The organism is Mesorhizobium sp. M0968, from assembly GCF_040319065.1.
Taxonomy (GTDB): domain Bacteria; phylum Pseudomonadota; class Alphaproteobacteria; order Rhizobiales; family Rhizobiaceae; genus Mesorhizobium.
The window spans coordinates 47,538-70,549 of the sequence record NZ_JAMYNL010000024.1; the positions used below are offsets into that span (position 1 = coordinate 47,538).

The 23,012-nt window shown below is 63.5% G+C and carries 24 protein-coding genes; 13 read left to right on the forward strand and 11 right to left on the reverse strand.

What is annotated here, in order from left to right; all coding sequences use genetic code 11:
- Positions 1–4: 4 nt before the first annotated feature.
- The 3 genes from cysT (at position 5) to NKH67_RS27710 (ending at position 2,905) form a co-directional block, all read left to right on the forward strand.
- A complete protein-coding gene (gene cysT, locus NKH67_RS27700) occupies positions 5–856 on the forward strand; it encodes a sulfate ABC transporter permease subunit CysT (protein ID WP_352473514.1) in 852 nt (283 codons plus the stop codon).
- Positions 849–1,733: a sulfate ABC transporter permease subunit CysW gene (gene cysW / locus NKH67_RS27705; RefSeq protein WP_352473513.1), complete on the forward strand. Its 885-nt coding sequence runs from the start codon at positions 849–851 to the stop codon at positions 1,731–1,733. The genes cysT and cysW overlap by 8 nt, the downstream gene beginning before the upstream one ends.
- 131 nt (positions 1,734–1,864) lie before the next feature.
- Positions 1,865–2,905: a sulfate/molybdate ABC transporter ATP-binding protein gene (locus NKH67_RS27710; protein ID WP_352465240.1), complete on the forward strand. Its 1,041-nt coding sequence runs from the start codon at positions 1,865–1,867 to the stop codon at positions 2,903–2,905.
- 14 nt (positions 2,906–2,919) lie between these two features.
- Here NKH67_RS27710 and NKH67_RS27715 read toward each other — a convergent pair whose 3' ends face one another.
- Positions 2,920–3,318, reverse strand: a complete 399-nt coding sequence (locus tag NKH67_RS27715) for a type II toxin-antitoxin system VapC family toxin (RefSeq protein ID WP_502893814.1) — start codon at positions 3,316–3,318, stop codon at positions 2,920–2,922.
- Positions 3,318–3,590: an antitoxin gene (locus tag NKH67_RS27720; protein ID WP_352473543.1), complete on the reverse strand. Its 273-nt coding sequence runs from the start codon at positions 3,588–3,590 to the stop codon at positions 3,318–3,320. The genes NKH67_RS27715 and NKH67_RS27720 overlap by 1 nt, the downstream gene beginning before the upstream one ends.
- Before the next feature lie 284 nt (positions 3,591–3,874).
- On the opposite strand from NKH67_RS27720, the gene NKH67_RS27725 reads away from it, so the two are divergent.
- Positions 3,875–4,861 (forward strand): sulfate ABC transporter substrate-binding protein, encoded by a 987-nt coding sequence (locus NKH67_RS27725; protein ID WP_352473511.1) that lies wholly within the window; start codon positions 3,875–3,877, stop codon positions 4,859–4,861.
- Between the two features lie 247 nt (positions 4,862–5,108).
- Complete coding sequence (locus tag NKH67_RS27730; protein WP_006202816.1) at positions 5,109–5,558, forward strand: RrF2 family transcriptional regulator; 450 nt, start codon at positions 5,109–5,111, stop codon at positions 5,556–5,558.
- Here NKH67_RS27730 and NKH67_RS27735 read toward each other — a convergent pair.
- From NKH67_RS27735 to NKH67_RS27765, 7 genes are all read right to left on the reverse strand, one after another.
- Positions 5,555–6,100: a gluconokinase gene (locus NKH67_RS27735; RefSeq protein WP_352503169.1), complete on the reverse strand. Its 546-nt coding sequence runs from the start codon at positions 6,098–6,100 to the stop codon at positions 5,555–5,557. The genes NKH67_RS27730 and NKH67_RS27735 overlap by 4 nt on opposite strands.
- 5 nt (positions 6,101–6,105) lie before the next feature.
- Entirely contained in the window at positions 6,106–7,092 is a 987-nt protein-coding gene (locus NKH67_RS27740) for an ABC transporter permease (protein ID WP_352465244.1), read from the reverse strand.
- A complete protein-coding gene (locus NKH67_RS27745) occupies positions 7,089–8,069 on the reverse strand; it encodes an ABC transporter permease (protein ID WP_352465245.1) in 981 nt (326 codons plus the stop codon). Before NKH67_RS27745 ends, NKH67_RS27740 begins: the two co-directional genes overlap by 4 nt.
- Positions 8,066–9,607: a sugar ABC transporter ATP-binding protein gene (locus tag NKH67_RS27750; protein WP_352456244.1), complete on the reverse strand. Its 1,542-nt coding sequence runs from the start codon at positions 9,605–9,607 to the stop codon at positions 8,066–8,068. The genes NKH67_RS27745 and NKH67_RS27750 overlap by 4 nt, the downstream gene beginning before the upstream one ends.
- Before the next feature lie 80 nt (positions 9,608–9,687).
- The gene (locus tag NKH67_RS27755; protein ID WP_352453282.1) at positions 9,688–10,812 is read right to left on the reverse strand and encodes a sugar ABC transporter substrate-binding protein; all 1,125 of its coding nucleotides are present in this window, start codon (positions 10,810–10,812) and stop codon (positions 9,688–9,690) included.
- Positions 10,813–11,106: 294 nt separating this feature from the next.
- A complete protein-coding gene (gene gntR / locus NKH67_RS27760; RefSeq protein WP_352503168.1) occupies positions 11,107–12,138 on the reverse strand; it encodes an HTH-type transcriptional regulator GntR in 1,032 nt (343 codons plus the stop codon).
- 169 nt (positions 12,139–12,307) lie between these two features.
- Positions 12,308–13,540 (reverse strand): MFS transporter, encoded by a 1,233-nt coding sequence (locus tag NKH67_RS27765; RefSeq protein ID WP_352503167.1) that lies wholly within the window; start codon positions 13,538–13,540, stop codon positions 12,308–12,310.
- A gap of 174 nt (positions 13,541–13,714) precedes the next feature.
- On the opposite strand from NKH67_RS27765, the gene NKH67_RS27770 reads away from it, so the two are divergent.
- From NKH67_RS27770 to NKH67_RS27790, 5 genes are all read left to right on the forward strand, one after another.
- A complete protein-coding gene (locus NKH67_RS27770; RefSeq protein ID WP_352473504.1) occupies positions 13,715–14,002 on the forward strand; it encodes a DUF3175 domain-containing protein in 288 nt (95 codons plus the stop codon).
- Between the two features lie 119 nt (positions 14,003–14,121).
- Positions 14,122–15,033 carry a myo-inosose-2 dehydratase gene (gene iolE / locus NKH67_RS27775; protein WP_352503166.1) on the forward strand — a complete coding sequence of 304 codons (912 nt, stop codon included), beginning with the start codon at positions 14,122–14,124 and terminating at the stop codon, positions 15,031–15,033.
- A gap of 201 nt (positions 15,034–15,234) precedes the next feature.
- Positions 15,235–15,441, forward strand: coding sequence for a LacI family DNA-binding transcriptional regulator (locus NKH67_RS27780; protein ID WP_352453276.1), 207 nt, complete (start codon positions 15,235–15,237; stop codon positions 15,439–15,441).
- Positions 15,442–15,445: 4 nt separating this feature from the next.
- Positions 15,446–16,912 (forward strand): rhizopine catabolism transcriptional regulator MocR, encoded by a 1,467-nt coding sequence (gene mocR / locus NKH67_RS27785; RefSeq protein ID WP_352465252.1) that lies wholly within the window; start codon positions 15,446–15,448, stop codon positions 16,910–16,912.
- Positions 16,913–17,105: 193 nt separating this feature from the next.
- The gene (locus NKH67_RS27790) at positions 17,106–17,471 is read left to right on the forward strand and encodes a GFA family protein (protein WP_352465253.1); all 366 of its coding nucleotides are present in this window, start codon (positions 17,106–17,108) and stop codon (positions 17,469–17,471) included.
- A 31-nt stretch (positions 17,472–17,502) separates the two neighbouring features.
- On the opposite strand, the gene NKH67_RS27795 is transcribed toward NKH67_RS27790, so the two are convergent.
- Complete coding sequence (locus NKH67_RS27795) at positions 17,503–17,946, reverse strand: SRPBCC family protein (RefSeq protein ID WP_352465254.1); 444 nt, start codon at positions 17,944–17,946, stop codon at positions 17,503–17,505.
- A 169-nt stretch (positions 17,947–18,115) separates the two neighbouring features.
- Complete coding sequence (locus tag NKH67_RS27800; RefSeq protein WP_352503165.1) at positions 18,116–19,360, reverse strand: DegT/DnrJ/EryC1/StrS family aminotransferase; 1,245 nt, start codon at positions 19,358–19,360, stop codon at positions 18,116–18,118.
- A gap of 362 nt (positions 19,361–19,722) precedes the next feature.
- Between NKH67_RS27800 and NKH67_RS27805 the strand changes: the two genes are divergently transcribed.
- From NKH67_RS27805 to NKH67_RS27815, 3 genes are all read left to right on the forward strand, one after another.
- Entirely contained in the window at positions 19,723–20,697 is a 975-nt protein-coding gene (locus NKH67_RS27805) for a polysaccharide deacetylase family protein (RefSeq protein ID WP_352503164.1), read from the forward strand.
- 67 nt (positions 20,698–20,764) lie between these two features.
- On the forward strand, positions 20,765–21,733 hold the full coding sequence (locus tag NKH67_RS27810) for a rhizopine catabolism ABC transporter substrate-binding protein (RefSeq protein WP_352503163.1): 969 nt from the start codon (positions 20,765–20,767) through the stop codon (positions 21,731–21,733).
- 146 nt (positions 21,734–21,879) lie between these two features.
- A complete protein-coding gene (locus NKH67_RS27815) occupies positions 21,880–22,995 on the forward strand; it encodes an ABC transporter permease (RefSeq protein WP_352456268.1) in 1,116 nt (371 codons plus the stop codon).
- The last annotated feature ends 17 nt before the right edge of the window (positions 22,996–23,012 follow it).

Sequence of the window (23,012 nt, forward strand, 5' to 3'; positions counted from 1 at the left end):
CGACATGACCACAGCACCCGCCAAGGCGGGGTGGCGATTCAGGCAGCCGAGCGTCATTCCGGGTTTCGGATTGACGCTCGGCTTCTCGCTTGCCTACCTCACCCTCATCATCCTCATTCCCCTGTCCGGGCTGGTCTGGCGCTCGGCGGCGCTCGGCTGGACCGACTTCTGGGCGATCGTCACCGACCGCCGCACCATCAACGCGCTTGAAATCAGCTTCGGCACCGCCTTCATTGCCGCTGCGGTCAACGTCGTCTTCGGCACGATCGTCGCGTGGGTGCTGGTGCGCTACAGCTTTCCAGGCCGCCGCATCGCCGATGCCATGGTCGACCTGCCCTTCGCGCTGCCGACGGCGGTTGCCGGCATCGCTTTGACCACGCTTTACGCACCGAATGGCTGGATCGGAAGCCTGCTGACGCCGCTCGGCATCAAGGTCGCGTATACGCCGCTCGGCATCGTCATCGCGCTGATCTTTATCGGGCTGCCCTTCGTCGTGCGCACTGTGCAGCCGATCATGGAGGAAATCGACAAAGAGGTAGAGGAAGTGGCCGCCACGCTCGGCGCCAATCGCTTCCAGATCATCAGCCGTGTTCTGCTTCCCGGACTGGCACCGGCCATCGTCACCGGTTTCGCGCTGGCCTTCGCGCGCGGCGTCGGCGAGTACGGCTCGGTTATCTTCATCGCCGGCAACCTGCCCTACAAATCCGAGATCGCACCGCTTCTGATCGTCATCCGGCTCGAGGAATATAATTATGCCGCGGCGACCGCGATCGCGGCGATCATGCTGGCACTGTCCTTCGTGATGCTGCTGGTCATCAACCTGGTGCAGACCTGGAGCCGCAAGCGCTATGGCTGACCCGGAGATCAAATCCTACGCGCCGCACCACGAAAGCCGCTCGGCGGCGGTAACCGAAAGCCGTCCTGCGCAAGCCGTGCTGATGGCGGTAACGTTTGCGTTCCTCGCCATCTTCCTGCTCTTGCCGCTGATCATCGTCTTCAAGGAAGCTTTCGCCAAGGGAATCGAGGCCTACACACAGGCGCTAGGCGAACCGGATACGCGCTCGGCGATCCGCCTGACGCTTCTGGTCGCGGCGATCTCGGTGCCGCTCAACATCGTCTTCGGCATTTCCGCCGCCTGGGCGATCGCCAAGTTCGAGTTCAAGGGCAAGGCGTTCCTGACCACACTCATCGACCTGCCCTTTTCCGTCTCGCCGGTCATTTCGGGGCTTGTCTACGTGCTCTTGTTCGGCGCGCAAGGCCTGCTCGGCGCCTGGCTGAAAGCACATGGCATCGTCATTCTGTTTGCCGTGCCGGGCATCGTGCTGGCCACCGTCTTCGTCACCTTCCCCTTCGTCGCCCGCGAATTGATCCCGCTGATGCAGGAACAGGGCAATGGCGACGAGGAGGCTGCCCTGTCGCTTGGAGCCAATGGCTGGCAGGCGTTCTGGTACGTGACGTTGCCCAACGTCAAATGGGGATTGCTCTACGGCGTGCTGTTGTGCAATGCCCGCGCGATGGGTGAGTTCGGCGCCGTCTCGGTCGTGTCGGGCCACATACGCGGGCTGACCAACACCATGCCGCTGCATGTCGAAATCCTTTATAACGAGTACAATGCCGCCGCCGCCTTTGCCGTCGCTTCGCTGCTTGCCGGCCTGGCGCTCGTCACGCTGGTCTTGAAAACACTTCTCGAGATGCGCTACGGCGCCGAGATCGCCGCGACGCGCGGACACTGACAAATGCATGTCGCCCAAAAGTGTGTAGCGGTTTTTGGACAACGACATGCATAAAACAAAGATTTGATGTCGCCCAAAAGTGGGAACCGGTTTTGGGATAACGGCATGCATCAACTACAAAAGGGATTTGCATGGAAGTTCGCGTTGCCAACGTGCGCAAGGAGTTTGAGCGGTTTCCGGCCCTCCACGACGTTTCGCTCGACATCAAGTCGGGAGAACTGATCGCCCTGCTGGGACCGTCCGGTTCCGGCAAGACGACGCTGCTCAGGCTGATTGCCGGATTGGAGCGGCCGACCCGCGGAAAGATCTTCTTCGGCGAAGAGGATGCCTCCCAAAAGTCGATTCAGGAGCGCAATGTCGGCTTCGTCTTCCAGCACTACGCGCTGTTTCGCCATATGACGGTCGCCGACAATATCGGCTTCGGACTCAAGGTCCGGCACGGGCCGTCACGCCCGTCGGCGAAGGAAATCCGACGCCGCGCCTCGGAACTCCTCAACCTCGTTCAGCTTTCCGGTCTGGAAAAACGCTATCCGGCACAGCTTTCGGGCGGCCAGCGCCAGCGCGTGGCGCTGGCCCGCGCCATGGCGATCGAACCGGCCGTGCTTTTGCTCGACGAGCCGTTCGGCGCGCTCGATGCGCAGGTGCGCCGCGAACTGCGCCGCTGGCTGCGCGACATCCACGACGCCACCGGTCACACCACGGTCTTCGTCACCCATGACCAGGAAGAGGCGCTGGAGCTTGCCGACCGTGTCGTGGTGATGAGCCAGGGCCGCATCGAGCAGGTCGGCACCGCCGACGAGATCTACGACACGCCGAACTCTCCCTTCGTCTACGGCTTCATCGGCGAATCGAGTTCGCTTCCGGTCAAGGTCGAGGACGGCCAGGTCTGGATCGCCGACCGGCCGATCGGGCTTTCCGCGCCGCACGCACCGCAAGGCGAAGCGACGCTGTTCTTTCGCCCGCACGACGTCGATCTGGTGGAAGAATGCAACGGCTGCATCGCCGGCACGGTCGCCGCCAGCCGCCGCGTCGCCGGCACCAGGCGGGTCGAGCTCGAAATCGGCGGCGAACGTCAGCGGGTCGAGATCGAATTGCCCGTCGATCATCCGGCGGCGCAGAAAAGTCGCGTGGCTTTCAGGCCGCGGCGCTGGAAGCTTTTTCCGGCTGCTTGATCCTCTATCAGGCGCTACACCAGCCAGTTCTCGATCTTCAGGCCTTTGATCCGGTTGAACTCCCCGGTGTTGGCGGTCACCAGGGTAGTTCCAAGCGCACGGGCGTGGGCAGCAATAAAAAGGTCATTCTGGCCGATGGTCTGGCCCCTGCCTTCCAGTTCTGCGCGAATCGCGCCGTACTCGGCATCCACCGGCACATCGAGCGGCAAGACGGGAATCTCAGCCAGCAATTCCTCGACCTTCTTGTGCAACTTGGCTGATCTTTTCTTGACGCAGCCATATCGCAGTTCCGACGCGACCACGATGCTGGTACACACGGCGGCGTCTCCCACGCGCAGGACAGCGCTTGCGGCTTTCCCGGCCGGATTTCGGATCATGTCGCTGACAATGTTCGTGTCCAGCATGAACCGCATCAAAAAAATTCCTCGGATTTGACAGGCATATCCTCGACTTCGGGAAAGTCTTCCTCGGCACCGGGCGGCGGCTCTTTCGCCCATTGCGCGAGCAGTGCGGTGAGGCCAGGTTTGCGGACCGGCTCGATGATCAGGCGGTCGCCTTCACGGCTGATCAAGACCTTTTCGCCGGGAAGTTCGAACTCGACGGGAATGCGCACCGCCTGGCTGCGATTGTTACGAAACAGCTTCGCCTCCTTCGGCGGGGTTGTTGAATGGCGGTGTTGAGACATGACAACAGCTCCCTTGTATATACTATTTGTATATGCCAGACAGGGCGGCGACGCAATCGCCTTGCACCGCGTTGGCCGGCCGGGAACCATCGTGCACGCCGACGGCATCGGCGCCGCTGCCAAGCTGTCCTGAGACTCTGCTTGAAAGAAAAAACCAGAAATCGCCCACAGCGGGAATATTTCTTCTATCGACAACGTGGAGCGGCCGCTCTGCGTGCCTCGTCGCGCACGATGCCTTGCCGCTATGGTCCGGCATTAAGCTCATGGCATTGGAGCCTGTTTTCATGAAGCGATTTTTGCTTGGCATCGCCACGTTGGCCGGCCTCTTCCTCGCATCCTCCCAAGCCTGGTCGGCTGACAAATTGCTCAATGCTTCCTATGATGTCGGGCGCGAACTGTTTGCGCAGGTCAACAAGGCGTTCGTCGCCGGCCACCCCGGCGTCACCATCGATCAGTCGCATGCCGGAACCTCGGCACAAGCACGCGCCATCGCCGAAGGCCTCGGCGCCGACGTGGTCACGTTCAACCAGGTCATCGACATCGACTTCCTGGTCAAGAAGGGCCTCATCTCCGCCGACTGGCAGAAGGACTTTCCGGACAACGCCTCGCCTTTCTATTCGCTGCCCTCCTTCCTGGTGCGCGCCGGCAATCCGAAGCACATCAAGGATTGGAACGATCTCGTGCGCGACGACGTCCAGGTGATCTTCCCCAATCCGAAAACATCGGGCAATGCGCGCTACACCTATCTCGCGGCCACCGCCTACGCCAAGGAAGCCTTCAAGGGCGACGATGCCAAGGTGAAGGAGTTCGTGACAAAGCTGTTCAACAACGTGCCGGTGTTCGACAGCGGCGGGCGCGCCGCGACCACCACTTTCGTGCAGCGCGAAATCGGCGACGTACTCATCACCTTCGAGTCGGAAACGCGCGGCGTCCGCAAGGAGTATGGCGAGGACAAGTTCGAGCAGGTAACGCCTTCGGTCAGCCTGTTGGCGGAATTTCCGGTGGCGATCGTCGACACGGTTGCAGACGAGCATGGCACGCGCGATCTCGCCAAGACCTATCTCGACTTCCTCTATACGCCGGAGGGCCAGGACATCGCCGCCCGCAACGGCCTGCGGGCCCGGGACGCGGCGGTCGCCGCCAAATATAAGGCTGAGTTTCCCGATGTCCGCCTGCTGACGGTGGAGGAGGTCTTCGGCGGCTGGGCCAAGGTCCAGGCCGAGCACTTTGCAGCGGGCGGCCTGCTCGACCAGACTTATGGCAGCCGCTGAGGCGATCTTCCAACTTTGACAGAAGCCGGCTTTGCCGGCTTCTTTGCTTTCGCGCCGCGAAAGGTGATTTCTGGCACTTTCCGGGCGCATTCCGTCCAAAACGTTACAAAGAATCAACGCGTTTGTGCCTACCGTGAGAACGGACGGCTTGTTTTCGCGAACGGCTTCGCGTGATCAAGCCGTCATGATTTGCACACAAACAGCCGCCAGACGCAGGTGGTTGGGGCTTCATGGGTTGACTCGGGGCATGCTTACCAAAAAAGGCAAATACGGCCTCAAGGCCCTCGTGCATCTGTCGGGCCTGCCGGTCGGCCAGCTCGCATTCGTCAACGACATTGCGGTCGCCAATAACATCCCCAAGAAATTCCTGGATGCCATCCTGGGCGAGTTGCGTAACGCCGGCTTCGTCCAGAGCCGCAAGGGCAAGGAAGGCGGTTACCGCCTTGCCCGGCCGGCTTCCGAGATCAAGATCGGCCATGTCGTGCGTGTCCTCGACGGGCCGCTGGCGCCGATCCCCTGCGCCAGCCGCACACAATACCAGCGCTGCGAGGATTGCGACGAGGCGACCTGCCAGGTTCGGCACATGATGCTGGAGGTCCGGCAGGCGATCGCCGAGGTGCTGGACAACCGCAGTCTCGCGGCCATGCGCGACGCCGACAATGACGATTTCCCAGTCGAACTGACGTCGCAAATCTAGCGCGCGAGCAGGCTCAAGGCGGTCGCGACAGTGTCGGCGACCGGACGCGTGCCATCCAGGGTCATTGCCGCCTCGTCCGCCGCTGGCGCCTCAAGCGTGGCGAACTGGCTGTCGACCAGGCTTGCCGGCATGAAATGACCCTTGCGATTGCCGACGCGCTGTTTTGCTGTTGCCGGGTCGATCTCCAGGTAAACGAAAACGATATCCGCGCAAAAGCCGCGCAGGCGATCACGATAGCTGCGTTTCAGCGCTGAGCAGGCGGCGACCACACCTTGCCCGCTTGCGACCGACGCGGCCATTCGCTGGCCGATCGCGTCGAGCCAGCCTTCGCGCCGCGCGTCGGTGAGCGGCTGGCCGCTCGCCATGCGTGCGACGTTTTCGGGCGGATGCAGCCTGTCGCCTTCGATAAAGACGGCGCCCAATGCCGCTGCAAGCGCTTCGCCGACAACCGACTTGCCGCAACCGGCAACGCCCATCACCACGATGGCGGGTACCGTTCGAACAGTGCTCGCCGGCTTATATGCCACGTCTTTACCGGTCATGCAGGTCAGCGGCTTGCCGGCGCGCGGCCATAGAGCAGCAGCATGGCGACGATGACGACGCCGTAGATGATCTGCCGTCCCGCCTCCGGCATCTGCATGACAGAGAGAATGGACTGCAGAAGCGTGATCAGGATTACCCCGGCGACTGTGCCGAGATAGGAGCCGCGCCCACCGAGGATCGAGGTGCCGCCGAGCACCACCGCGGCGATCGACGGCAGCAGATAGGCATCGCCCATCGACTGTGCCGCCTTGGAGGCATAGCCGGCCAACAGCACGCCGCCGAAGGCGGAGAGCCCGCCCGAAACCGCAAAGGCGATCATCACTACGCGCCTTGTATCGATGCCGGAAAGATAGGCTGCGCGCTCGCGATTGCCGATGCCGTAGACGGTGCGGCCGAAGCCGGTGCGGGTCAGCACGAACACCATTGCGGCGCCGATCAGCGCCCAGATGAGGACGGCGTTGGGCACGGCAGGAACGGCAAAGCCGGTCGCCAGATAGCGCATCGCACCGGTCGCCGAATCCTGCGGCGAGAAACCGCCCGTGTAGACCACCATCAGCCCCTGCGCGACGGCGTTGGTGGCAAGCGTGATGATCATCGAGGGAATGCGCAGATAGGCGACGCCGATGCCGTTGACGATGCCGATCAGAACACCGCAGAAGATGCCGAACGGAATGGCAAGCGCCACGCCGACCGGGCCGTATGCGGCCGCGGCACAGGCCATCATCGCGCCGGCCGCCACCGACCAGGGCACCGACAGGTCGATCTGGCCGAGCAGGATGACCAGCATCATGCCGGTCGCGATGACGCCGAGAAACGACGCCACCTTGAGCTGCTGCAAAAGGTATTCAGGCGACAGGAAGCTGCGCGAATAGAGGCTGCCGAGGAACAGCAGCAGCACGATACAGGCGAACGCCGTCAGCACCGCCGGGTCGGCGCGGCGGAGGAATTTCGGCATGCGGCCGGCGAGACCACTCACAGTCGTTTCGCTCACAGGAACCACTCCAGCCGGTTGCGGACCCGAAACAGGGCGAAGGCGCCGAGGCTGACCGCGATCAGCAGAATGACGCCCTGGAACAGGGGCTGCCAGAGCGGATCGAAATCGAAGACGAACAGCAGGTCGCCGATGGTGCGGAAGGCAAGCGCGCCGAAGATCGCGCCGATGGCGCTGCCCTTGCCGCCGAACAGCGACACGCCGCCAAGCACGACCGCGGCAATCGAAAACAGCGTATAGGCGTTGCCGCTGGCATAGGCCGCATCACCGGTATAGGTGAAGAACGTCAGGAACAGCCCGCCGATCGCGGCAAGCAGACCGGCAAGCGCATAGGCGGCGAACTTTCCACGCCGGATCGGCACGCCGGACATGTAGGCCGCCATCTCCGAGGAGCCGGCCGCATAGGCGGCGCGGCCGAGTACCGACCGGCTGAACGGCACCCAGACGACAAGCACGACCGCCAGCAGCGCCACCAGGCTCGCCGGCACAATACCAAACAGGCGCCCGGTCAGCGCATCGGCGAGCCCCTCATTGACCGAGCCGCCCGGAAACGGCCGAAGCAGCAGCGCAATGCCGAAATAGACCGCACCGGTGGCGATAGTGGCGACGATCGGCTGCAGGCGTCCATAGATGACGATGGCGCCGTTGATTGCCCCGCACAGCAGCCCGGTGCCGAGCACGGCGATGACGCCGACGGCGGTCTCGATGCCGGTGCCGACGACCAGCCACGACGCCAGGCAGTTGGTCAGGGTGAAGATCATCCCGACCGAGAGATCGATGCCGGCGGTGATCACCACCAGCGTTTGCGCCATGGCGACGAAGGCGAGCAGCACGCCCTTGTTCGAGGCCGTCTGCACGACGTTGGCGGTGAAGCCCGCCGGATGGTTCGAGGTGTAGATGACGAACATGACGACGAAGATGCCGAACGCCAGTAGCGTTCCGCGCTGTTCGGCAAGCCAGTAGCGCCAATCCTTCACGCGTCCGCTCCTTGCTTTGGCATCTCTTCGTGAATGTTGAGCGCGCTGGCGATCAGCGCCCGCTCGGTGATTTCGGCGCCGACCAGTTCGCGCTTGACCGCGCCGTCATAGAGCACCAGCACGCGGTCGCAGCAGCCGATCAGCTCGTCATAGTCGGTCGAATAGAAGAGGATCGCCGCACCCTGGTCGGCAAGCTTGCGCATCAACTGGTAAAGCTCCTGCTTGGTGCCGACATCGATGCCGCGCGTCGGATCGTTGAGCAGGATGATGCGCGGCTGCCGCATCAGCCATTTGGCGATGACGACCTTCTGCTGGTTGCCACCGGATAGCGCGCCGACCGGAATGTCGAGGCCGGCGGTCTTGATCGCCAGGAGACCCACCATATCGTCGATCAGCCGCTGCTCGGCGGCGCGATCGATGATGCCGGCCCTGGACAGCCGGTCGAGGGCAGCGAATGAGAGGTTTTCGCGCACCGTCATCGGCAGCATCAGCCCCTCGGTCTTGCGGTCCTCCGGGATCAGCGCCATGCCGATCCGGTCATCGCGCGCCGCGGCCGGGCTGGCGATCGCCACCGGCCTGCCGTCGATCAGGATCTGGCCCGACAGGCCACGCAGCACACCGAAGAAGGCGAGCAGCAATTCGCGCTGGCCCTGGCCGTCGAGGCCGCCAAGCCCGACCACCTCGCCCGCCCCGACCGATAGCGAGACATCGTGCAGCCGATCCGTCCAGGACAGGCTGCGCGCCTCGAGAACCGGCGTGGCTGCGGCAGCCGCCCGCGCGGGCTTGGGCGGAAAGATGTGGCTGTATTCGCGCCCGATCATCAGCTCGACGACCTCGTTGTCGCTTTTTGTACCGGCCGCGTAGCTCGCGACATTGCGGCCATTGCGGAACACCGTGCACTGGTCGGCCAGCTCGGCGATCTCGTTCATGCGGTGCGATATATAGAGCAGCGCCAGCCCTTCCGAACGCAGCCGCTTCAACACGGCAAAAACCCTGGCGACGTCAGCCGCGGTCAGCGCCGAGGTCGCCTCGTCCAGGATCAGGATGCGTGGCTTGCGCGCCAGTGCCTTGGCGATCTCGACCATCTGCCTTCTTGAAAGAGGAAGATCCTTGACCAGCGCCAGCGGATGGATATCGGAGGCGCCGGCGCGAGCAAGGGCTTCTTCGGCGATGCGGCGCTGCGCCTTGCGGTCGATCATGCCGAAACGCTTCGGCGGATCGGAAATGACGATGTTGTCGGCAACGCTGAGTTCGGGGACGAGCGACAGCTCCTGGAAGATGCAGACGATGCCGGCCTGGTTGGCGGCGGCCGGCGAAGCGAAGGTAACTTCGCTTCCGTCCAGCATCATGCGGCCCTCGTCGGGCGCAACAACCCCCGCCATGACCTTGATCAGCGTCGATTTGCCGGCGCCGTTCTCGCCGAGAATGGCGTGGATGCTGCCTGGAGTGACCGACAGTTCGGCCTTCTCCAGCGCCCGCACGCCGCCATAGCGCTTGGATATGCCTTCCATGCGGAAGAGCGGAACCGCACCGTCCATCGGCCCTCCCCAGGCGCTTGGCAATCAGGATGTCGAGCGCCGACGCCGCGGGATCTCCCGCGGCGTCGGGCTGTCGGAGTTTACTGGTTTTCCTTGCTCTGGCCCATGATTTCCTGCGCCGTGAAATTGATGCCGCAGGTCGGGAAGGAATTGCCGACGAAGAAATTGTCGGATTGGTCGGGGAAGTAGTCCTGGCCTGCCTTGAAGTTCGGATCCTCGACGATCGCCAGCGGCAGCTTGACCGCTTGCGGCACGACCTGGCCTTCAAGTGCTGCAATCGCCGTCTTGATGGCAACCGCGACCTGCGCCGGGCCGGTACCGGCCGACGAGCATTTCAGGCCGTCAGCGGCGAACTTGGCGCAGAATTTGCGGAAGCCGTTCTCCGTCTCGCCGCCGAACGGCACGAACGGATGCTTGGCATCGATCATCGCCTGCACGATGCCGGTATCGCCGCCCTGTCCGGTAATGCCGTCGAAGGGGCCGTTGGTGGCAATGGCATCGGCCGTAGCCTTTTGCGCAACGCCGTCATCCCACTTGCCGACGACCTCGGTGACGTCCCATTTCTTGCCGGAAGCGTCGAGAACCTCGTGGATGCCGTTGTGGCGATCGGTGTCGACGGACGTGCCGGCGACGCCGCGCACTTCCAGCACCTTGCCGCCGTTCGGCACGTGCTTGACCAGCCAGTTGGCCCACAATTCGCCAAGGCCCTTCTGGTCGACATTGACGTTGATGGCATCCTTGGTGTCGAGGATGTTGTCGAAAGCGACCAGCACCACACCGGCTTCCTTGGCCCGCTTGATGACCGGGCCGAACGCGGTCGGGTTCTGGGCGTTGACGACAATCGCGTCATAGCCGGAATCGATGAAATTATTGATTGCCGAAATCTGGGCCGGCACGTCCTCGCCGGTCGAGACCACTTTGAATTCCTTGAGCTTGGCCGCGACCGCCGGCTGCGCTGCATAGGCCTTCGCCGTCTGCACCATCTGGATGCGCCATGTGTTGGCGATATAGCCGTTGGCCAGAGCGATGCGGTACGGGCCATCTTTCTTGGGGAACTTGAAGAACTGCGTATCGGCCGACCAGGGCGCGAAGCAGTCAGGCTCGGCCGATGGCCCCTTGACGATTTCAGGATCGGCGATCGCCGACGAGCTCAGCATGACGAAAGCAGTGGCGGCAACGATACCGCCAACGAGTGACTTGATCATCGATATTCCTCCCAGTTGCAGTTTGTTTGTTGTTACGCCGATGAATTTGCGCGTTTCCGGCCCGGCACCTCCCGCCGTACCCGTCGCGCGTTCAGGTGGCCGAATGCCGACCCGATCCCCTCCTTTGCTGTCCGGCTAGTCCCACAAAAACTATCATATTATACATAATAAACAAGCATGAGCTGTCGCTTATGTATAATAAACAGCCCCCATCTTCTGAGCGAAGTACCGCCCGGCGACAACTGGTAGCGCTACCATGACGTAGTGTAAAGCGCCATTGCGTCGAGGCTCGCTTCAGCGCGCCGTGCTCTCACGTCGCTTGAGTTCGAAGCCAAGGTCGACGACCCGCTGCTCTGGCCTGTTGCCTTCGATAGCCGCAAGCGCCATGGCGACCGCCCGCCGGCCGATCTCGTAGCGGTAGGTCCGAACGCTGGTGACCGACGGAAAGGCCACCTCCATCATGTCGAGATCGTTGAAGCCGACGATGCCGATCGTCTTCGGCACGGCGATCGAAGCGCGATGGCATTCGAACAGCACCCCGAGGGCGATATCGTCATTGTTGCAGAACACGCCGTCGAGGCTCGGCATCTTGGCCAGCGCGTCGCGGAACAATTCGCGGCCGAGGGTGACGCTGGAGGGCACCGGCGTGGTGGTGGTAAGCCGCGCATCGAACAGGCCGGCCGCCTCCATCGCCGCGCGATAGCCGGCAAGCCGCCGCTGCGAACGCGGATCCATGCGCGCACCGATAAAGCCGATCCGGCGATAGCCTGCCTCGATCAGATGTTCCGCAGCCGCCTTGCCGCCCTCGAAATGTGAGAAACCGACCATCATGTCGACCGGATCGGGCCCGGTCTCCATCACCTGCACCACCGGACAGCCTGCCGTTTCCAGCAGTTTTCGCGAGGCCGGCGTCTGGTCGATGCCGGCCACGATCAGCGCCGCCGGGCGTTGCGGGCCAAACACCTGCAGCAGCCGCTCTTCCTCGAGGCCGGAATAGTGGGTGTTGCCAAGCTGGATCCGGAAAGGGCCGTCCGACAGGCTGTCGTAGATGCCGCGCACCACTTCGGCAAAGACGTTGTTGGTAAGCGACGGCACCAGAACGCCAAAGACCTCGGCGCGCGCCGAAGCCAGCGCCCGCGCATTCGGGTCGGGCACATAGCCGAGCTCGTTCACGGCCGACTCGATCTGGCGGCGCAGATCTTCCGAGACACGCCCCGGCTCGCGCAGGGCGCGCGATACGGTAATGGCGCCGACGCCGGCCTTGCGGGCGACATCGGCGATGGTCGGGCGGCCGCCGCCGCGGCGCGTGCGCGGCTTGATCACCATACTGGTCCCGAGGCCGGGCAACCGCCCAGACGCGACCGTGAGACGATGTTCAGGGTCTTTGCCACTGCTGCCTTGCCAACCTGGCCCGTTGCCACACCTTGTCTGGCGTCGCGCAGCCTTCGGCTATTGTCAAGCGACAGCCGGAGAGACTGTATCCGTACGCTGTGCTTCAGGCCGCCACAGCAGCGCTGCGCCGGGCCTTCCACAGCAGCAGCACCATGGCCAAAATATTCAGAAGGTTCCAGGCAATGCCGTTGAGGAACGCGGCGGCATAGGAGCCGGTCAGATCGTAGATCCAGCCCGACATCCAGCCGCCGATGGCCATGCCGAAGATGGTCGCCATCATGACGATGCCGACGCGCTGGCCAGCCTCCTTGGCTGGCATATATTCGCGCACGATGATCGCATAACAGGGCACGATGCCGCCCTGCGACAGGCCGAAGACCAGCGAGACGACATAGAGCGAGGCAAGCCCGTCGAACGGGATATAGAACAACAGCGACAGGCATTGCAGCACCGAACCGATCAGCAGGGTTTTCACGCCGCCGATGCGATCGGCAAGGAAACCCGAGCCTAGCCGGCTGACGACGCCCGCCGCCAGCATGATCGACAGCATATCGGCGCCATGCGCCACGCCGTAGCCGAGATCCATGCAATAGGCGACGATATGGACTTGCGGCATCGACATCGCCACGCAGCAGCCGAGCCCGGCGACGATGAGCAGCGCCTGCAAGGCCGCCGGCGACAGTGAGATCGGCTGCACCACGCGGCTCCCCGGCGATCCCGGAGCCGCCTGGGGCGGTGCGCCGCGCCGGAGCAGCAGGATCAAGGGCACCATGGTGACCAGGCAGACGACGCCGATCGCGGCATAGGTGAAGCGCCAGCCTTGCGCCTGCATAACATAGGGCATCGCCGTCGGCCAGATCGCTCCGGCGAGATAGTTGCCGGATGCCGCAGCCGTCACCGCGACGCCGCGGCGCCGGTTGAACCAGTGCGAGATGTCGGCGATCAACGGCCCGAAGATCGCCGACGAGCCAACGCCGATCAACAGGCCCTGGACGAGGGTGAACTGCAGGATCGAACTGGTCAGCGACGCCAGCAGGAAGCCGGCGCCAAGTGTAATCGCGGCAATCAGCGCCGGGATCCAATACCCCATGCGGTCGATGGCGCGGCCGAACAGCACATTACCGGCGGCAAAGCCGACCATGGTCGCGGTGTAGGGCATCGAGGCAGCGGCGCGATCGACGCCGAATTCTACCTGCACGGCAGGCAGCACCACGACCACCGCCCACATGCCGACCCCGCCGATCGTTGCCAGCAGCATCGAGATGCCCAGCCGTATCCAGGCATAGGCACTGTCGATGCCGGAACTTCCTGCCTGGCTTGAGACGATTGGGGTCAAGAGCGTTTCCTGTCCGCAGTTCTTGAATCGGCGGTTCTGACCACTATCGGCGCATTCGCATCGCCGAGCAGCGCCACGACAGGCAAATCCGTGGCTCCAGGGATTCGGGCCGAAGTGGAACAGGGGTGCGCCATAAGGCGTTTTCCCGGCAACGACCTAGTGAAGGAGTTTGCCATGACCGCGCAACGGAAATGGTCCGCCGACGTCACCGGGCATAGCGACGCGCTGGACCTCGAGGAACACATCTTCGAATCCCACGATCCCAAGAAGATCGCCGCCTCGTTGAAGCGCTCGGCCGAGCACAGCGACCGGCGCAAGGCAGGGCCGTTTCAATCCGCCATGTCGATGCTGAATTTCTACATCAACCGCGCCGGCAAGAACCTGCCGGCGGCGCAGAAGAAAGTGCTGGAGGACGCAAAGGACGAACTGCGCGCCCTTTTTGGCCGCCCAAAAGAAGACTAGAATGGGTTACCATCGACTGGTTCTGCCAGATTCGGCTGAACTGGACCTAGTGACAGGGCCTCTTTGTCGCCAGTCTGCAGGCTCGGCTTGTATTCCCAAGCCCGCAAAAGCCTGGCGTCATGACGGTCAAGATCGGCATCAATCCCATCACCTGGAGCAATGACGACGTTCCGGCGCTTGGCGGGGATACGTCCTTGGACACCTGCCTGTCGGAAACGGCGCTGGCCGGCTACCGCGGCACCGAACTCGGCGGCAAATTTCCGCGCCAGGCTGAAGTGCTTGGGCCGCTCCTGTCTTCCTATGGCCTGGAACTCGTCTCCGGCTGGTATGATGGCCGCATTCTCGACCGCACGGTCGACGAGGAATTCGCGGCGATCACCCCACATCTTCAGCTGTTGCGCGACCTTGGCGCCAGGATCGTCGTCTACGCCGACACCTCGCGCGGTCGCCATGACGGCATTTTCGCACCGATCTCCGAGCGTCCGCGCCTCGCCGACAGGGACTGGCCGTCCTATGGCGAGAAACTGACCGCCCTCGCCGACCGTATGGCCGCATTCCGGGTCGGCATGGCCTTCCACCACCACATGGGCACCATCGTCGAGACGGACGATGAAGTCGACAGGCTGATGGCGGCGACGGGCCGAAGCGTCGGCCTTTTGTTCGATACCGGCCACTGCCTGTTTTCGGGCGGCGACCCGCAATCGCTGCTGCAACGGCATCTCGACCGTATCGTGCATTTCCATTGCAAGGACGTTCGCAGGGCGGTGCTGGAACGGGCACGCCGCGAGGACATGAGCTTCATGGCGGCGGTAATGGACGGCATTTTTACCGTGCCCGGCGACGGCTCGGTCGATTTCCTGTCATTGCTGAAACCCCTCGCCGCGCGCGGCTATGAAGGCTGGCTCGTTGTCGAGGCCGAGCAGGATCCGGCCAAGGCGCATCCGCTGACCTATGCCAGCAAGGGCTATTTCTCGCTGCTCGCCACCGCCCGCGAGGCCGGCTTCGAAGTGGCGACGCGGCAGGCAAACTGACCGGCCTGCACTTGCGAGCCGGGGGAACACAATGGGCGCGCGCCTCGATGGGGTTAGCGACGCGAAAGCGCCCGGCGATCCGCGCCGCCTTGCTCCCTGTGCGGCGCGGATCGCAGAATCCCGGCTCTGGATTGCAAACCCCGACTTTCAAGCTTGAGGCCGACCGGAAGCCGTGCCTTGATGCAACCGAGGAGGAGCGACATGGCTTTCGAAGCTGCGCTTGGCATGGAACGGCTTTGCACCATCCGGGAGATTGCCGAGAAGGCGGAACTTGGCGCCGCCACCGTGCATCGCGCGCTGAAGAACAGCCGCGAGATCCGCCCCGAAACCAGGCGACTGGTGCTCGACACCGTCTGTCGGCTCAACGAGGAAAAGATCGCCCGCGCCGCCCGGTTCGTCGGGGGATAGTGCCGTGGCCGACCACATGCGCCTTTCCCTCGACATCATGTCGGTCGACCGCGCTTCGGAAGAACCGATGCATCGTCAGATCTACGGCGCCTTGCGACGCTTCATCCTTGACGGCCAGATCCCGCAGAACACGCTGCTGCCGTCGACGCGCTCGCTGGCCGAAGATCTGAAGGTCGGGCGCAACACGGTCATCGCCGCCTATGACCAGCTCCTTGCCGAAGGTTTTATCGAGGCGCGTGCCGGATCGGGCACCTGGGTAGCGCCGATCCAGCAGAACCGCCCCTTGGCATCCCTGCGCGCCGGACTGGCAGCGCCGCAAAAACTGTCGCGGCGCGGTCAGACCATCGTCAACGGCCCGCAACCGCCGCGCAATGCCGGCGTCATCAATTTCCATCCGGGCGTGCCTGAAACGGCGTCGTTTCCGTTCACCATCTGGTCAAGCCTTCTGGTGCGCAATGCACGCAGCCGCGACGAGAGCCTGCTTGGTTATCTCTCCTTTGCCGGCCACCCCGGCCTGCGTCAGGCCATTGCCTCGACCATCGGCCTGTCGCGCGGCATCAGCTGCACCGCCGACCAGGTGATCATCGTCACCGGTGCGCAGGCAGCGCTCGATCTGGTCTCGCGCGTGCTGATGGACGAAGGCGACCATGTCTGGATGGAGGAGCCCGGCTATCTCGGCGCCAAAAGCGCCTTTCTCGCCAGCGGTGCCAGGCTGGCACCGTTGAAGGTCGACCGGCGCGGCTGGCATCTTGCCGATCCGGAGCTGCCGCCGCCGCGGCTGATCTATGTGACGCCATCCTGCCAATGGCCGTTCGGCACCATCATGCGCATCGAGGAGCGGCTGCAACTGCTCGACATCGCCGAACGCAACGGCGCCTGGATCGTCGAGGATGACTATGACGGCGAATACCGGTTCCGCGGCCGGCCGGTGCCGGCGCTGCGCGGGCTCGACCATGCCGACCGCGTCGTCTATATCGGCAGCTTCGGCAAGACGCTGATTCCGGCGCTGCGCATCGGTTATCTGATCGTGCCGCGCGAATTGTCGGTTCCGTTCGACCGGGCGGTGAGCATCACCGGCCAGTTCGCGCCGCTGATCCTGCAGGCAACGGTCAACGACTTCATCATGCAGGGCTATTTCGCCACGCACCTCAAGCGCATGCGCCGGCTCTACGCGCGCCGGCAGGCGAACTTCGTCAAGCTGTGCCAGGAGCATCTGGCCGAATGGCTGATCGTCACGGAAAACGATTCCGGCATGCAGCTGCTGGCGAGCTTCGTCAGGCCCTATAAGGACAGCGACGTGGTCGCCGCCGCCCTCAAGGAGGGGCTCGACGTTCAGGGCATCTCCATCAACTATCATTCCACTGAGCCCGAGCACGGCCTGCTGCTCGGCTATGCGGCGATGGACGAACGTCAGATCCTGCGCGCCGTTCTGGCGTTGCGCGCCGCGTTCCTAAGATTGGATAGAAGCTAGAGCCAGGCTCTCCATCTCGTTCACCGCGGGGTTGAGTCGGTCGCCCGCAGTGATTAGGAATATGGGGCGTCGGTCCTTGTTTTCGGCGTTCGCGCAAAGCGCGCTTCCCAAGGCCGAACCTCCCCGAAAACCAGAAGCATGCCCACCGCCGGTATTGGCGGGCAACGCATTCATCTGAACCATGAGGATTGCCATGAGAACCGCATCCTGTGCCTGCGGGCAACTGAGGATCTCCTGTAACGGAGAGCCGCAGCTGGTCGCACAGTGCCACTGCCTCGACTGCCAGAAACGGACCGGCAGCACATACGGCGTCGCCGCCTTCTTTGCGCGCGACAAGGTAGAAGCCGAAGGCGACGCCAGTACCTACAGGCGATCAGCTCGGAGCGGCCACCATGTCACTTTCCATTTCTGCCCGGGCTGCGGCTCGAGCGTCTTCTGGGAGCCCGAGCGAAAGCCTGAATGGATCGCCGTCGCGGTCGGCTGCTTCGCCGATCCCGCCTTTCCGGCCCCGGCGCATGTTGGGTGGGAAGACCGGCGTCATCCCTGGGTTTCCGGTTAGCGACGCCAACCCGCCAGCGCAGCGCTTTACCTTACTGGTTGATCTCGGGTTCAACGAGCTTCGCCAGATTTCGCAGCGACTCCTGCCAGCCGAGATAGCAGGCCTCAACCGGGATGGCGTCTGGGATACCTGCCTGCGTGATATTCACTTCGGTGCCGACCGACACTTTCTTCAATGTCACGGTCACCTCGATCTCGCCGGCCAGGTTGGGGTCGTCGAACCGGTCGGTGTAACGCAGTCGCTCATTGGGCACGAGCTCGACATATTCGCCGCCGAACGAGTGGCTGTCGCCGGTGGTGAAGTTGCGGAAGGACATTTTGAACGCACCGCCGACTTTCGCCTCGAAGTGATGAACCGTGCAGGTGAAGCCGTTCGGCGGAAGCCATTTCGCAAGTGCATCCGCTTCAAGGAACGCGCGGTAGACTTTCTCCGAGCTGGTTGTCAGAACGCGGTGCAGCCGTACGGTGCCGGGCATATCGTTAATCCTCCGTGTTGGTGATCGATGCCCCCTAGGACGAGCGGAGCCCGGCCTATCCGACACGGGCCTGCGGATTTTTTGGCGGCCGGTTATGCCGGCCGGAATCCTCGGCCGGCCACCGGGCAAGGAACTCGACCGCAGGGTAGCAAACCGCGCCGGATCTGGTCTAGTTCACACTGTCGAACTTCCGCAGATCAACCGGTGCCGCCTTGCGCAATTCGATATCATCGAGCGAAGCATTCTCCAGCGCCACCCGCGCCGCCGCGTCGATGTTGTGGATCATGTCCTGAATGTCGGTATCGCTGTGCGCCGGGTTCATGGCGACCATCACGGTGCGGTTGAGGATGTCGAGAGAGCGCTTGCCGAGGTCGTCGGAATAATCCAGCCGCAGGCCCTGGTTCTCGGGCAGTGCGTAAGGATTGAGCGCCGGATGATGCGCGCCTTCATGCATCAGCACCTGGTCCCACTGGGTGAAATTGTGACGGCCGGTCTTGCCGGCAACGACGCTCGGAATGGTCTTCGAAAAAGTCTGCGCCGCCTGCTCGCTCGGCAGCAGGTACATCACCTGTGCGGCACAATCGTCGTCCGCGCTGTTCATCGGCGACGGCGTCAGCCCAAGATTGCTAAGGTGGCGGGTACCGGCCAGCACCGTCTTCTTCTCGACCCGCATCGCCTCGATGATGCCGTCCAGCCGGTCGAGTTGGACGTTGAGCATCGCCCCCATCAGTTCGGAAGCACGCGCGCCGATGCCGGCGAAGGGTTTGATGCTGTCGCTTCTGCCCTGCCAGTAGAAATGGCAAGGGTCGATGGCGCAGCGCGCCCGCTCCGCCACTTTCGGGTCGCTGGTGGCGATACCGCCGCCCTCGCCCGAGGTCATGTTCTTGAAGTAGTTGAAGGAATAGGCGCCGGCATGGCCGATCGAGCCGAGCTTGCGGCCCTCATAGCCGCCGCCGATGCCTTGGCAGACATCCTCCAGCACCAGCAAGCCGCGCTTGGCAGCAATGTCCATGATCGCATTCATGTTGCAGGCCGCGCCCCACATATGCACCGGGATGACCGCCCTGGTGCGCGGCCCGATGGCATCGCGCAGGGCGATGGGATCGATGGTCAGGCTCTCGTCGATGTCGACGATGACGGGAATGGCCCCGACCGACAGCACCGCGGTCGCTGTCGCCATATAGGTGTGCGCCGGCACCAGCACTTCGTCCCCCGGGCCGATGCCGAGGCCGATCAGGCCGGCGGCGAGCCCATAGGTGCCGCTGGCGGCCAGCGCGAAATGCTCGACGCCAAGATGCTGCGCATAGCGGGCCTCAAAGCGGTCGCATTCGCTGTCCTTGCCGTAACGAAACAGCGCGCCCGAGCGGATCACCCTGGCAATGGCTTCGATTTCCTCTTCGCCGGCGGTGTACATGACAGGCCTCCAGTCACTTGATAATGTGGGTCACTTGATAATGTGGTCGCTTGATGGTGTGGACAGCTGTAGGCTTGTCGGCACGGTTTGAAAGAACCACTCCGCCGCTATTCGACCAAGCCATCTGCGCCCGGAAGACGGTTCCTATGACTGGTTTTGAACCGTGATTGGGGAAATCGGCAGCTAAGTGTCTCAGCCGGCAGGCAAATCGTACCCATCCGAATTCGCCAAAGTGGCCCTGTCGGAAAGGCAGGTTTCGGCGTTCCATTCCGGCCAGTTGGGCAAACGGTTGGTTCCATGAAATACGGGACACACTTTGGAAGACCCTGGAAACCGGCGTGCCGGCGGAAAGGCGGCCGTTCGTGAACGCCGCCGGCTCCAGCAAACGGATCGTACTCCACGAGGACGATGTCGGCATGTGCCACGGCGCCAACAGCGCCTTCCTCGAATTGAGCGGGCTGGGTGTCTGCAGTTCCGGCGCGGTGATGGTGCCGTGCCCGTGGTTCCTCGAAATGGCCGAAAGCGCCGCCGCCAACCCTGGCCTCGACCTCGGCGTCCACCTTACGCTGAACAGCGAGAAGCAGCACTACAAATGGCGGCCGTTGACCGCGCCGTCGCGGGCGGCCGGCTTGACCGACGAGTTCGGCTTCTTGTGGCCGGATGTGGCGACCACGCGCCGCAAGGCGGTGCCGCAGGCGGTCGAGGCCGAGCTTCGCGCCCAGATCGACACCGCCTATCGCGCCGGCATCGACGTCACCCATCTCGACGCGCATATGGGAGCGGCATTGTCGCCGGAATTCTGCAACATCTACATCAAGCTCGGGCTCGAATATCAACTGCCCGTGCTGCTGACCAAGACGCTGTCCGCCTATTCCCCCAACGACAATCTGGTCGGCGTCACCGAGGAGGCGTTCCAGCGCGGCGTGGCGCTGGCCCGCGCTGGCGGCTTTGCCATTTTCGACGCCGCCATCCAGACGACCTGGGGCCGGCCGCGTTCCAGGCCGATCGAGCCGGCTTACAAGGCGCTCATCGAGGGTGTGCGCGAGGGCCTGACCTTCTTTTGCCTGCATTGCAACGCGCCCGGTGAACTCGAACTGATCGAGCCGCGCTCCGCCTATATTCGCACCGAAGAGTACGAGCTGTTCCGAGACCAGGGCTTTCGCGACTGGCTCGCCGCACAGCCGATCGACGTCATCGGCATGAAGCCGTTGCGCGAGGAGCTTCGCGCAGCGCTCTCGGCCGGGCGATCATCAACAACAGCCCGCGGCAACAACGCGGGCGAACAGCGATCGGCGTCGGCAAAGGCCCGCAAAGCGGCCACCCGATCCGCAACGTGAGCCGATCGTCGTGGCCGGAAAACGGCGCCAGAGGGATTGGAACTGCAACGACAAATGGGAGAATAGGATGAAAACTCTTCTGAAAGTGGCATTGGGCGCCTTCGTTTCGGCGGGCCTGATGACGGGTATCGCGCATGCCGCGGGCCTGAAGGATCCGAAGGACGTCCGCATCACCTTCGTAGTGCATGGGTCGGCGTCCGATCCGTATTGGTCGGTGGTCAAGCGCGGCGTCGATGACGCGGCCGCCCTTACCGGCGCCAAGGTCGAATATTACGCGCCGCAGGTCTTCGACGTGGTCGAGCAGGCCCGGCTTCTCGACGCCGCCATCGCCACCAAGCCGGATGGTATCGCCGTCTCCATCGCCGACGCCAATGCGCTCGGCAAATCGGTCAAATCCGGGCTTGCCGCCAATATTCCGATGGTGGTTCTGGATTCCGGTGAAAAGGAAGGCGCCGAGCTCGGCACGACGCTCTATGTCGGCACCGTTTCCGAATATGATTCCGGCAAGAAGGCCGGCGAGCGGCTGGCCAAGGAAGGCACGCTCAAGGTCGTCTGCATCAACCACGAGGTCGGCAATGTCAGCCTCGACCAGCGCTGCCAGGGCCTCAATGACGGGCTGAAGCCCTCCGGCGGCGGCACCGAGGTTCTGGCAGTGGCGCCGGATCCGGCCGACATCCAGCGCCGCACCGAGGCCTATCTGTCGGCGCATCCCGACACGCAGGCCGTCTTTGCGCTTGGCGCCACCGCCGCCAACCCGCTGATCCCGATGTTCCGCGACAAGGAACTGTTCGGCAAGCTCGAGCTCTACACATTCGACATCAGCCCGGAGGTCCTCGATTCTGTCGTGGCCGGCGAAATGGGCTTCGGCATGGACGCCCAGCAATATCTGATGGGCTATCTGCCGGTGATCTATCTGGTCGAGCAAGCGACGCACGGCTTTTGGCCGCAGAACAACGCCTATACCGGACCGCTGTTCATCGACTCGCCGGAAAAAGCCAAGGCGATCCTGGCGCTCGCCAAAGAGGGCATCCGCTAGGCAAGCGCTTCGACGGAACGGGAGAATGCCAAGCGCACTCCCGATCCGTTCGAAGATTGCGAATTGAGCGATTGGAGAGCCTAATGGCGGTCGTGGAAGACAAGGCTATATCTCCGGGCGAACTGAAGGCGACCGACCGCTTCGGCATGACGTCGAAGCGGGCTGCCGGCGCCGACGAACGGCTGGCCAGCACCGGCAAGCTGACCCAGTGGCTGCGCCGGCCGGAAGCCGGTGCTGCCGGCGGATTGCTTGCGACGATCATCATCTTTGCGCTGCTGCCGGGCGCGGCAAACCTCTATTCGCTGCAGGGATCGATGACATTCCTGACGCTGTCGGCGGAGCTCGGCATCGTCGCCACCGCGGCAGCACTCCTCATCATCGCCGGCGAGTTCGACCTTTCGGTCGGCTCCATGGTCGGCTTTGCCGGTGTCGTCATCGGGCTGACGGTGAAGTACTGGGGCCTGCCGCTATGGGGTGGCATCGCCTGTGCCTTCGCCGTTGCCATCCTCACCGGCTATCTCAACGGCCTGATCGTGGTGAAGACGCGCCTGCCCTCCTTCATCGTCACGCTCGCCACGCTCTATATCCTGCGCGGATTGTCGATCGGCATCACCCGCGCCGTCACCGGCCGCACCCAGATCCCCTACATACTCGAAGGCGCACCGGATCCGGCGACGGCCGGCATTTTCAACGGCCATCTGCTCACCGGCCTGTTCCACTGGATGGGCGCGCAAGGCTGGATCGCCACCCGCAGCGACGGCATTCCCTTCGTCGCCGGCATTCCGATGTCGATCGTCTGGTGGCTCGGCCTGACGGCGCTGGCCGGCTACGTGCTCACCCAGACGAAATACGGCAACTGGATCTTCGCCACCGGCGGCGATCTGATCGCAGCCCGCAACGTCGGCGTGCCGGTCGATCGCGTCAAAATCAGCCTGTTCGTCTACACCGCCTGCGCGGCGACGCTGCTTGCCACCATCCAGGTGATGGAGGCGGGCTCCGCCGACACCACGCGCGGCCTGCTCAAGGAATTCGAGGCGATCATCGCCGCCGTCATCGGCGGCGTGCTCCTCACCGGCGGCTACGGCACCGTCTATGGCGTGCTGTTCGGCGCGCTGATCTTCGGGCTGGTGCAGATGGGCATCTTCTACACCGGCATCGACACCGACTGGTTCAAGGTCTTCCTCGGCATCGTCATCCTGATGGCCGTGCTGGTCAACAACTACATCAGGCTGAAGGCGCTCGGCCGCGGAGGTGGCAAATGACCGAGAGGGCCCAAATG

Coding starts and splice junctions, on each gene's coding strand:
- NKH67_RS27720 (WP_352473543.1), bottom strand. CDS start 3,590: ATGTCTCAACACCGCCATTCAACAACCCCGCCGAAGGAGGCGAAGCTG.
- NKH67_RS27710 (WP_352465240.1), top strand. CDS start 1,865: ATGGAAGTTCGCGTTGCCAACGTGCGCAAGGAGTTTGAGCGGTTTCCG.
- NKH67_RS27735 (WP_352503169.1), bottom strand. CDS start 6,100: ATGACCGGTAAAGACGTGGCATATAAGCCGGCGAGCACTGTTCGAACG.
- NKH67_RS27795 (WP_352465254.1), bottom strand. CDS start 17,946: ATGCCCGGCACCGTACGGCTGCACCGCGTTCTGACAACCAGCTCGGAG.
- cysW (WP_352473513.1), top strand. CDS start 849: ATGGCTGACCCGGAGATCAAATCCTACGCGCCGCACCACGAAAGCCGC.
- NKH67_RS27815 (WP_352456268.1), top strand. CDS start 21,880: ATGACGTCGAAGCGGGCTGCCGGCGCCGACGAACGGCTGGCCAGCACC.
- NKH67_RS27770 (WP_352473504.1), top strand. CDS start 13,715: ATGACCGCGCAACGGAAATGGTCCGCCGACGTCACCGGGCATAGCGAC.
- NKH67_RS27800 (WP_352503165.1), bottom strand. CDS start 19,360: ATGTACACCGCCGGCGAAGAGGAAATCGAAGCCATTGCCAGGGTGATC.
- NKH67_RS27780 (WP_352453276.1), top strand. CDS start 15,235: ATGGCTTTCGAAGCTGCGCTTGGCATGGAACGGCTTTGCACCATCCGG.
- NKH67_RS27755 (WP_352453282.1), bottom strand. CDS start 10,812: ATGATCAAGTCACTCGTTGGCGGTATCGTTGCCGCCACTGCTTTCGTC.
- NKH67_RS27715 (WP_502893814.1), bottom strand. CDS start 3,318: ATGCGGTTCATGCTGGACACGAACATTGTCAGCGACATGATCCGAAAT.
- NKH67_RS27750 (WP_352456244.1), bottom strand. CDS start 9,607: ATGGACGGTGCGGTTCCGCTCTTCCGCATGGAAGGCATATCCAAGCGC.
- gntR (WP_352503168.1), bottom strand. CDS start 12,138: ATGGTGATCAAGCCGCGCACGCGCCGCGGCGGCGGCCGCCCGACCATC.
- iolE (WP_352503166.1), top strand. CDS start 14,122: ATGACGGTCAAGATCGGCATCAATCCCATCACCTGGAGCAATGACGAC.
- NKH67_RS27725 (WP_352473511.1), top strand. CDS start 3,875: ATGAAGCGATTTTTGCTTGGCATCGCCACGTTGGCCGGCCTCTTCCTC.
- NKH67_RS27810 (WP_352503163.1), top strand. CDS start 20,765: ATGAAAACTCTTCTGAAAGTGGCATTGGGCGCCTTCGTTTCGGCGGGC.
- NKH67_RS27790 (WP_352465253.1), top strand. CDS start 17,106: ATGAGAACCGCATCCTGTGCCTGCGGGCAACTGAGGATCTCCTGTAAC.
- cysT (WP_352473514.1), top strand. CDS start 5: ATGACCACAGCACCCGCCAAGGCGGGGTGGCGATTCAGGCAGCCGAGC.
- NKH67_RS27730 (WP_006202816.1), top strand. CDS start 5,109: ATGCTTACCAAAAAAGGCAAATACGGCCTCAAGGCCCTCGTGCATCTG.